This is a genomic window from Novosphingobium chloroacetimidivorans, from assembly GCF_014204535.1.
In the GTDB taxonomy this organism is placed as follows: Bacteria; Pseudomonadota; Alphaproteobacteria; order Sphingomonadales; family Sphingomonadaceae; genus Novosphingobium; species Novosphingobium chloroacetimidivorans.
In genome coordinates this window covers 124,127-133,510 of record NZ_JACHLR010000012.1, presented here as the reverse complement: position 1 = coordinate 133,510, position 9,384 = coordinate 124,127, and the positions used below count along the sequence as shown (strand labels likewise).

Annotated in this window: 9 protein-coding genes; 2 read left to right on the top strand and 7 right to left on the bottom strand. The window is 66.6% G+C overall.

Annotation, left to right across the window (positions count from 1 at the left end):
- The 7 genes from HNO88_RS22050 to HNO88_RS14335 all read right to left on the bottom strand — a co-directional run.
- Positions 1-234, bottom strand: a 234-nt coding sequence (locus HNO88_RS22050) for a hypothetical protein (RefSeq protein ID WP_221420023.1), incomplete at its 3' end; no start/stop codon positions are given.
- Between the two features lie 581 nt (positions 235-815).
- Positions 816-1,568, bottom strand: a complete 753-nt coding sequence (locus tag HNO88_RS14360; RefSeq protein ID WP_184246767.1) for a lysophospholipid acyltransferase family protein — start codon at positions 1,566-1,568, stop codon at positions 816-818.
- Between the two features lies 1 nt (position 1,569).
- The gene (locus tag HNO88_RS14355) at positions 1,570-2,001 is read right to left on the bottom strand and encodes a Fur family transcriptional regulator (protein WP_184246763.1); all 432 of its coding nucleotides are present in this window, start codon (positions 1,999-2,001) and stop codon (positions 1,570-1,572) included.
- Between the two features lie 119 nt (positions 2,002-2,120).
- The gene (locus HNO88_RS14350) at positions 2,121-2,576 is read right to left on the bottom strand and encodes a Ros/MucR family transcriptional regulator (protein ID WP_184246761.1); all 456 of its coding nucleotides are present in this window, start codon (positions 2,574-2,576) and stop codon (positions 2,121-2,123) included.
- A 158-nt stretch (positions 2,577-2,734) separates the two neighbouring features.
- Positions 2,735-3,199, bottom strand: coding sequence for a GNAT family N-acetyltransferase (locus tag HNO88_RS14345; RefSeq protein ID WP_184246758.1), 465 nt, complete (start codon positions 3,197-3,199; stop codon positions 2,735-2,737).
- A complete protein-coding gene (gene tsaB, locus HNO88_RS14340; protein ID WP_184246755.1) occupies positions 3,196-3,825 on the bottom strand; it encodes a tRNA (adenosine(37)-N6)-threonylcarbamoyltransferase complex dimerization subunit type 1 TsaB in 630 nt (209 codons plus the stop codon). Before tsaB ends, HNO88_RS14345 begins: the two co-directional genes overlap by 4 nt.
- Positions 3,826-3,839: 14 nt before the next feature.
- Complete coding sequence (locus HNO88_RS14335; RefSeq protein ID WP_184246751.1) at positions 3,840-4,424, bottom strand: NifU family protein; 585 nt, start codon at positions 4,422-4,424, stop codon at positions 3,840-3,842.
- Between the two features lie 255 nt (positions 4,425-4,679).
- Between HNO88_RS14335 and HNO88_RS14330 the strand changes: the two genes are divergently transcribed.
- Positions 4,680-7,634: a M16 family metallopeptidase gene (locus HNO88_RS14330; RefSeq protein ID WP_184246749.1), complete on the top strand. Its 2,955-nt coding sequence runs from the start codon at positions 4,680-4,682 to the stop codon at positions 7,632-7,634.
- A gap of 128 nt (positions 7,635-7,762) precedes the next feature.
- Positions 7,763-9,136 (top strand): class II 3-deoxy-7-phosphoheptulonate synthase, encoded by a 1,374-nt coding sequence (locus tag HNO88_RS14325; protein ID WP_184246746.1) that lies wholly within the window; start codon positions 7,763-7,765, stop codon positions 9,134-9,136.
- Positions 9,137-9,384 lie beyond the last annotated feature (248 nt).

Genomic DNA, 9,384 nt, shown 5'->3' with positions numbered 1-9,384 from the left:
TGGCGCGATACGGCCATCCTCCCGCCTTTCGCGACAAACCGCACCCTCATCTACAGCCGTCACGCCAGCGCCTGATCCATTCTCAAACGGACTCTTAGCGCTCGATCTGCCCTTGGTTAAGCTGTTCCCTTCTTCATAGGACGTCCGAATGATCTTCTCAAAATCATGTTGGAGTTTATCAATCGCCCAAGGTTCGGTGGCCGTTGGTTTCCTTTTCGTGTTCTGACCGTTCATACCGGAATCCGCCACCTTTCGGTTTGCCACAGCCCGGTGCATGGCACAGTGCCGTTCTCTTGCTTTCAGTCCACTACGCCAGTTTGAGGCATAAATTGCCCCCTCCCAGAGCGTCTCAACTTTCAGACAAAGGCGCAGGCATTAATGACGGGATGAAGCGCGTAGCTGCCAACCCGTAGCTCTCAAGAAGAGCAGCTTACGCCAACTCAACCCCGCAGCGGTCGGTCTATAATGTACCAGAACCTGCCGTCGCCCCGGACTTGATCCGGGGCCCCGCTGTTTCTGCAATGATGGCAAAGTGGAGCGGGACCCCGGGTCAAGCCCGGGGTGACGAGTGAAGGGGTGGGTTGCCACCAGAAGCAGGCGTCACCCTGAACTTGCTTCATGGTCGACCAGGCCGATTGCCCGAAACTCTGCTCCGTAAACCGCACTCGCCCATCGATCGGCAAGGTCAGAGGGTGACCGCGCGTTGGATGCTGAAACAAGTTCGGCATGACGAGGTGGATGGGCGGCTTTATCGAGTTATCGGACCCAGTTCGTCTTCAATGGCTTTAGCGCCTCTGCAGGTCCAGCGCAGCGAACTACGTCCGAGTCCTTAAAGCGCTATCCTCGATCGCATCGCGAGCGGCGGCGGCGATGGTCTTGCGGTCCCGGCGGGCTTCGGGCCCGAGTGGTGACAGCAGGTGCAGCGTCACGTCCACCGGGCAGCGCCGCGCCAGGATGCGGGTGAAGTTGGCGAGGCCGCTCTCCTCTCCGTACCATGCGATATCGCGGGCCTGCGGACCGTAGTCGATCCACACCGGCTGGATGGCGACACGCTCGTCCCCGCCATCCACCGCCGCGAGCAGCGAGGACTTGAACGGCAGCAGGGTGACACCGTCGTCGGTCGTGCCTTCCGGGAAGAGGGTGAGCACGCCGCTCTCCCGCAGGCCCTCCTGCACCTGCTCGACCTGGGCGCCCACCGTGCCGCGCTCGCCGCGGGCAATGAAGACGGTGCGGTTCAGGCGGCACAGGAAGCGCAGTCCGGGATTGCCGGCCAGGCCATCGTGCGCGACGAATGCGGTGCCGGTCGCGCCGGCGAGGGCCAGGATGTCGATCCAGCTCGCGTGGTTGGCGACCAGGAAGCATGGCGAGGGGGCTTGTTCGCCCACGAAGCGCGATCGCGCGCCGACAATGCGCAGCGTGCCGCCCAGGAACAGCCGCGGCACTCGGTTGCGGCCGGGCAGCGGCGCGCGCAGGCCGTAGAGCGTCAGGCACAGCGCCAGCCAGCCGACCAGCGCCAAGCCGCGCGCGGCCAGGCGCAGCCCGCCGGCCACGCCTATGCGAGCTCTCATGTCAGCGCTCGCCACCCTCGCGGTCGAGCTTGACGCCGAACAGTTCCATGCGGTGGTCGACCAGGCGGAAGCCGAGGCGCTCGGCGATCTGGCGTTGCAGCGATTCCAACTCGGGATCGACGAACTCGATCACGTTGCCGGTCTCGACATCGATCATGTGGTCATGGTGCGCCTCGGGCGCGGCTTCGTAGCGGGCGCGACCGTCGCCGAAGTCGTGCCGGTCGAGGATGCCGGCCTCTTCGAAGAGGCGGACGGTGCGATAGACGGTGGCGATCGAGATCCGGGGATCGATCAACGCCGCGCGCTCGTGCAGCTTCTCGACGTCGGGATGGTCGGTGCTCTCGGACAGGACACGCGCGATCACGCGGCGCTGTTCGGTAATGCGCAGACCGCGCTGGGCGCAGAGAGCTTCGATATCGATAGGCTGGTGCACGTCGTCTCCTGAGGATCGCAGCAAACGCGATGCGGCGGCGCCGACCTATCTAGGACGACGCCGCCGCGATCACAACTCCTGGCGAAGGTCTCGAGTCCGCCGGCCGGGCGGACCTGCCTTTACGCGGTCACGGCCGGAGCAGCCTTGGCGCGACGGCCACGACGGGCGTTGGGCTTGCGGCCCAGACCGATCTTCTTGGCCAGTTCGCGACGCTTCTCGGCATAGTTGGGCGCGACCATTGGATAGTCGGCGGGAAGATTCCAGCGCTGGCGATACTCATCCGGCGTCATGTTGTAGTGCGTCATCAAGTGGCGCTTGAGCATTTTGAGCTTCTTGCCGTCTTCCAGACAGACGATGTAGTCTGGCTTTACCGAGGCGCGCACCGAAACGGCGGGCTCAGGCTTTTCCTCTTGCACCGGCTCCACGCCGCCCAGGCCCGCGAGTGCGCCATAGACGTTGGTGATCAGCGAGGGCAGATCGTCCAGGGGAACGTTGTTGTTGCTGACATGGGCGGCCACGATGTCCGAAGTCAGCGTAATCAAGGTTTCGCTCATGTCGTTTTCGATGTTCTGCATTTCAACCTCTAGGTGCGACCGTTCGTTTTGGGACTACACAAGCGCGTAGGCTCGATGCGCCGCCATTGGACCACTTCGACGACAATGACAACACTATTCAGGCGCTGCAAGTCTAGAAGCCGTGTCTTATCGTGTCTGACACAACATCGCTTAAGAATTTACGTGATTTCACACGCAAACGTAATCGCATCGATGCGCGTGCCAACAGGAGTTCGGTAATAATCGCGCCTTTCGCCAATGACCGAGAAACCAATCGTGCGGTAAAGCCGTTCTGCAGGATTGCCGCGGCGCATTTCCAGTAAAAGGCGTCGTGCTCCGCGCGAATGGGCCGCCGCGCGCAAGGCTGAGAGGATCGCCTTGCCGACGCCGCAGTTACGATACTCTGGGATCACGCCGAACAGCAGCAGTTCCTCTTCTTCGAAGCCGGTGCGGGACAGCGAAAAACCCACCGCGCGCTCGTGCTCGCTGACCGGCGCTCCATCAGGCGCCGCAAGGTAGGCGTGACAGTTGCCCATAAGTAACGCGTCTTCGACCTGGCGGCGGGTCCAGGCCTCGCCGTACGCCGGGTCGAAGGCGGCGGCCATGATCGTCATGATCTGGTCGACGTCGTCGCGCGGAGTCATCGGGCCGCGACCTTGGCGTCGGGCGGACGGCCGTAGATCGGCGCGGCGTCATCTATGAGGTCGTGCGCGCGCAGCAGGGCGAAGGCGCGTGCGTCGGGCCAGAGCTCCACGGCGCGGCCGCTGCCGCGGGCCTGCACGAGCGCTGCCGCCTGGTTGCCGGCGACGAGCGTGTCCGGGCTGGCGGCGGCCGCTTCGGGGCGCAGCGACGCGACCGCCGCGACCTCCTCGCCGGCGGCATCGTAGCGAGCGACGAACCATTCGCCGTGGCCGCCGGTCATCGCGACGGTGAGGGGACGGGCGCCTTCCTGCGCGCGCGCCATGGCCGCGACGAGGGCCGGCGTGGCATAGCCCGTGACCCTGGCGCCCCAGGCGAGGCCCAGCGCCCGCGCCGCGGCGATGCCGACGCGCACGCCGGTGAAGCTGCCGGGCCCCAGCGCGACCGCGATCCGGTCGGCGCGCCCGCGCTCGGGCAGGGTGGCGATCATCGGCACCAGGTTCTCGGCATGGCCGCGACCTAGCAGGCGCCAGTCGCCCGCCGCGCAGTTCTCGCCATCGAACAGCGCGACCGAGCAAGCCTCGGTGGCGGTGTCGATGACCAGCGTGCGGAAGCCCGTCCTCGTGCCCAAGGTTTAGCGAACCCTCAGGCGGCGCGCACTTCGGTCACTTCCGGGACATAGTGCTTCAGCAGGCCTTCGATGCCGTGCTTGAGCGTGGCCGACGAGGAGGGGCAGCCCGAGCAGGCGCCCTGCATCGTCAGGAACACGACGCCTTCGCGAAAGCCGCGATAGATGATGTCGCCGCCATCGTTGGCGACGGCGGGGCGAACGCGGGTTTCGATCAGGTCCTTGATCTGCGCGACGACGTCGGCATCGGCGGGATCGTCGGCCTGTCCGTCGAGCAGGTCGTCCTCGTCGCCGGGTACGGAGAAGGAGGCGGTGCCGGCCGTGAACAGCGGCGCCTGCGACACGAAGTGGTCGAGCAGCACCGAGGCGACCTGCGGCTTGAGCGAGGCCCACTCCACGCCGGGCGCCGCGGTGACCGAAACGAAGTCATGCCCGAAGAACACGCCGGTCACGTCACCCAGGTCGAACAGCATCTGCGCCAGCGGCGACGCCTCGGCCGCCTCGGGCGAGGTGAACTCACGCGTGCCGGCGCTCATCACTTGCCGACCCGGCAGGAACTTGAGCGTGGACGGATTGGGCGTCGCTTCTGTTTCGATGTACATGCTGGCGATGTAGGCGAAGCGGTTGCAGGGTCAAGGTGCGGTATCGGGCTCACCTGCAAACATCCCGTCGCCCCGGGCTTGACCCGGGGCCCCGCTGTCTTTTTCGAGCGAGAGGAGAAAGCGGGATCCCGGCTCAAGGTCGGGATGACGAGAGTTGGAGGATCAAAGCCAGTTCACTTGCCCCGCCTGACCGCAAGGACACCTTCGCGCCCTATTCACTGGCCCTTCAGCGAGTCACTCCCTATACCTTGCTCCATGCACATCTCTTCGCGCGCCGTCCGCTCGCTCGCCTGTCTTCTCCTCCTCTCCACTTCGACGCTTTCTCCTGTTCTTGCCCAGCAGCAGGCGCCGGTCGCGGCCAAGCCGGTCCAAGGCACCGTCGCGCCGGGCAGCGCGAGCAAGGTGCCGTGGCTTTACAAGGGCAGCGACGTGCCGCCCGACCTGGAGTGGAACTTCGGCGAACTGGCCAACGGCTTGCGCTATGCCGTGCGCAAGAACGGGGTGCCGCCGGGGCAGGTTTCGATCCGCATCCGCGTCGATGCCGGCTCGCTCTACGAAACGGACAGCGAGCGGGGCTACGCCCACTTGCTCGAGCACATGGTCTTCCGCCAGTCCAAGTACATCGAGAGCGGCGCGGCGATCGCCACGTTCCAGCGCCTGGGCGCCTCGTTCGGCACGGACACCAATGCCGAGACGAGCAACACGCAGACCGTGTTCAAGCTCGATCTGCCCAACGCGACGCCCACCTCGCTCGACGAGACGATGAAGCTGCTCTCGGGCATGGTCACAGCGCCGACGCTGAGCGCGGACAACCTCAAGGCCGACGTGCCGATCGTCATGGCCGAGATGCGCGAGCGCGGCGGCGCCGCCAAGCGGGTGCAGGATGCCATGCAGGAGGCGTTCTACCATGGCCAGCCGCTCGCGGACCGCTCGCCGATCGGCACGGTGAAGTCGCTGCAGGACGCCACGCAGGAAAGCGTGCGCGCGTTCTACAAGCGGTGGTACCGCCCGCAGAACGTCGTCGTGATCGTCGCCGGCGATGCCGAACCGGCGCAGCTCGAAGCATACGTGAAGAAGTGGTTCGCCGGCTGGAACCCGCCCGGCAAGGCCGTGCCGGCGCCCAGCTTCGGCGATCCGGTCGCGCCCAAGGGAGCCTCCAAGAGTGCGCCCGACATGGCTCCGCTCGGTGAAACCAAGGTGCTGGTCGAGCCGGACCTGCCGGCCGGCATCAACTACGCGATCCTGCGGCCGTGGCGGCAGGTGAACGACACGATCGTCTACAACCAGGGCCTGATGACGGACGCGCTGGCCCAGGCGATCATCAACCGCCGGCTGGAGGCCAAGGCGCGGCTGGGCGGCAGCTTCCTCACCGCGCAAGTCAACCAGCAGGACGTCGCGCGCTCCGCCGACGCGACCTTCGTGTCGGTGACCCCGCTGGGCGACGACTGGAAGGCTGCGCTGCGCGACGTGCGCGCCGTCATCGCCGATGCGCTGGTGCGTCAGCCCACGCAGGCCGAGATCGACCGCGAACTGGCCGAGCTGGACGTCGCCTTCCAGGTGCCGGTCGAGCAGCGCCGCCTGCTGCCCGGCGGCAAGCTGGCCGACGATCTGGTCAATGCGCTCGACATCCGCGAGACGGTCGCCTCGCCCGAAGCGGTGCTGCGCATCTTCCGCGAGTCCAAGCCGCTGTTCACGCCGGCCGCGGTGCTCAAGCACACGCAGCAGCTGTTCGCCGGCACGGTGACGCGCGGCCTGTTCATCACGCAGAAGCAAGGCACCGCCACTGATGGCGCACTGCGCCAGGCGCTGGCCGAGCCGGTCAAGCCTGACGAGCAGGTGCGCCAGGCGGCCAACACCGCGCCCGTCTCGTTCGACAAGCTGCCCGCGATCGGCAAGCCCGGCCAGGTCACCCAGTCGCAGAGCACCGGGCTGCTCGGCATCCAGCAGATCGCCTTCGCCAACGGCGTCAAGGCGCTGCTCTGGCCGGTTCAGGAAGAGCCCGGTCGCGTCACCGTGAAGGTGCGCTTCGGCGGCGGCTATCGCGAGATCGCACCCAAGGACGCGCCTTATATCTCGCTCGGTGAGACGGCGTTGGTCAGCTCCGGCCTGGCGACGCTGGGCCAGGACGATCTCGACCGTATCTCCACGGGCCGCAAGATGGGCTTCGACTTCGACGTGCAGGATGCCGCATTCGAGATGACGGCAGAGACGCGCCCCGCCGACCTTGCCGACCAGCTCTATCTGTTCGCCGCCAAGCTCGATCTGCCGCGCTGGGACAAGCAGCCGTTCGAGCGGGCCAAGGCCGCGGCGAAGATCCAGTACGACACCTTCTCCACCTCGCCCCAGGGCGTGCTCAACCGCGACCTGCAGTTCTACCAGCGCGGGCAGGACCCTCGGTTCGAGACGCCCACGCCGGACGAGATCGACAAGACAACGGCCGATGGCTTCCGCAAGGTGTGGGAGCGGGCCCTGGCAAGCGGTCCGGTGGAAGTGCAGATCTTCGGCGACTTCGATCCAGCGACGACGGTCGCGGCGCTGCAGAAGACCTTCGGCGCCCTCAAGCCGCGCGACCCGGCGCCGGTTTCCGCCGGCACGGCCGAGATCACGGTGCCCAAGCCTTCCGACATGCCGATCGTCCTGCGCCACCACGGCGACCCGGACCAGGCGGCAGCGGTGATCTCGTGGCCCACGGGTGGCGGCTCGGTCGGCGTGCCCGAATCGCGCCAGTTGGAAATCCTGACGCAGCTGTTCACCAACCGCCTGCTGGATGCGCTGCGCGAGAAGCTGGGGGCATCCTACGCGCCCTACGTGTTCTCGACCTGGCCGGTGGACCTCAAGGCCGGTGGCTCGATCACGGCCATGGCGCAAGTCGATCCCAAGGCGGTACCGGTGTTCTTCCAGACCGCCGACCAGATCGCGCAGGACCTGATCACCAACCCGCCGACCGCCGACGAACTCGCCCGCGTGATAGAGCCGCTGCGCCAGCAGATCACCCGTGCGGCCAGCAGCTCGTCCTTCTTCATGCAGCAGCTGGAAGGGGCGACGACCGACGCCTCGCGCCTCAATTCGCTGCGCTCGGTGATGACCGACTACACGGTGACCACGCCGGCACAGATGCAGGCGCTCGCCGCCAAGTACCTTGGCAAAGATGCCTCGTGGCGGCTGGAGGTCGTGCCGGAAAAGAGCGCCAAGGTGGCGGTGCGCAAGTAGGCCAGCGCATCCGATCACTCTGAGTGGCAACCCGCGCTTTGCAATCCTTGCGCGCAACGCGTATGTGGCCGCCCTTGTATTTCACAAGTTAGCATTGCGCGGCCCCGCTGCGCCCAGGAGTACGTGACGTGGCGAGCAATTGGACACCGGAAGGCTGGAAGGCGCACGAAGCGCGGCACCTGCCTTCCTATGGCGATGCGGAGAAGCTGGGCGAGGTCGAGGCCACGCTTGCCAAGTTCCCGCCGCTGGTGTTCGCCGGCGAAGCGCGCGAGTTGAAAAAGGACCTGGCCGAAGTCGCGGCCGGTCGCGGTTTCCTGCTCCAGGGCGGTGACTGCGCGGAGAGCTTCGCCGAGTTCCACCCGGACAACATTCGCGACACGTTCCGGGTGCTGCTGCAGATGGCTGTCGTGCTGACCTTCGCGGGCAAGCAGCCGGTGGTGAAGGTCGGCCGCATCGCCGGCCAGTTCGCCAAGCCGCGCTCGGCCCCGACCGAGACGATTGGCGGCGAGGAACTGCCCAGCTACCTGGGCGACATCATCAACGGCGTCGAGTTCGATGGCCGCACCCGCACCAACGATCCCGATCGCATGCTGCGCGCCTACACGCAGTCGGCCGCGACGCTCAATCTGCTGCGCGCCTTCGCCAGCGGCGGCTATGCCAACTTGCGCCAGGTGCACCAGTGGACGATGGAGCACATCGGCCGCAGCCCCTGGGGCACCAAGTTCGCTCAGATGGCCGACAAGATCAGCGAAGCGCTGGACTTCATGGCCGCCTGCGGCGTCGACCCGCAGACCGTGCCGCAGCTGCAGGGCACCAGCTTCTACACCAGCCACGAGGCGCTGCTGCTGCAGTACGAGCAGGCGCTGACCCGCCGCGATTCGCTGACCGGCGACTGGTACGACTGCTCGGCGCACATGCTGTGGATCGGTGATCGCACGCGCTTCGAAGGCTCGGCGCATGTCGAGTTCCTGCGCGGCGTGGGCAATCCGATCGGCATGAAGTGCGGACCTAGCCTTGAGCCCGACGCGCTGCTGCGGATGCTCGACACTCTGAATCCGGGTCGCGAGCCTGGGCGCATGACGCTGATCACGCGGTTCGGTCACGACAAGGTCGAAGCGGGCCTGCCCAAGCTGGTGCGCGCGGTGAAGGCCGAGGGGCACCCGGTGGTGTGGTCGTGCGACCCGATGCACGGCAACGTCATCAAGACCGACAGCGGCCTCAAGACCCGCCCGTTCGACCGCATCCTCGCCGAAGTGAGCGGCTTCTTCGCCGTCCATCGTGCCGAGGGCACGCATGCCGGCGGCATCCACATCGAGATGACCGGCCAGGACGTGACCGAGTGCACCGGCGGCGCCATCGCCATCACCGACGAGATCCTGGCGGACCGCTACCACACGCATTGCGACCCGCGCTTGAACGGCGCGCAGTCGATCGAGCTGGCGTTCAAGATGGCGGACATGCTCAAGCTGGAAGCGGTGGAGCGGCACAAGCAGGCGGCTTGATGCGGAGAAAGAATGCGGCGGTGCAGATCCTCCCCTGCAAGGGGAGGGGGACCGCCAGCGTAGCTGGTGGTGGAGGGGTGTAACCCTCTCGGTAGAGCACTCCACCAGCGGTGACACCCCTCCGTCAGTCCTGCGGACTGCCACCTCCCCTTGCAGGGGAGGATCTGAGAGCAGCTTGACCTCCCCGTGCCGGGGAGGGGGACCGCTCGCGCAGCGAGGGGTGGAGGGGACTCGCGTCCTCACCCGTG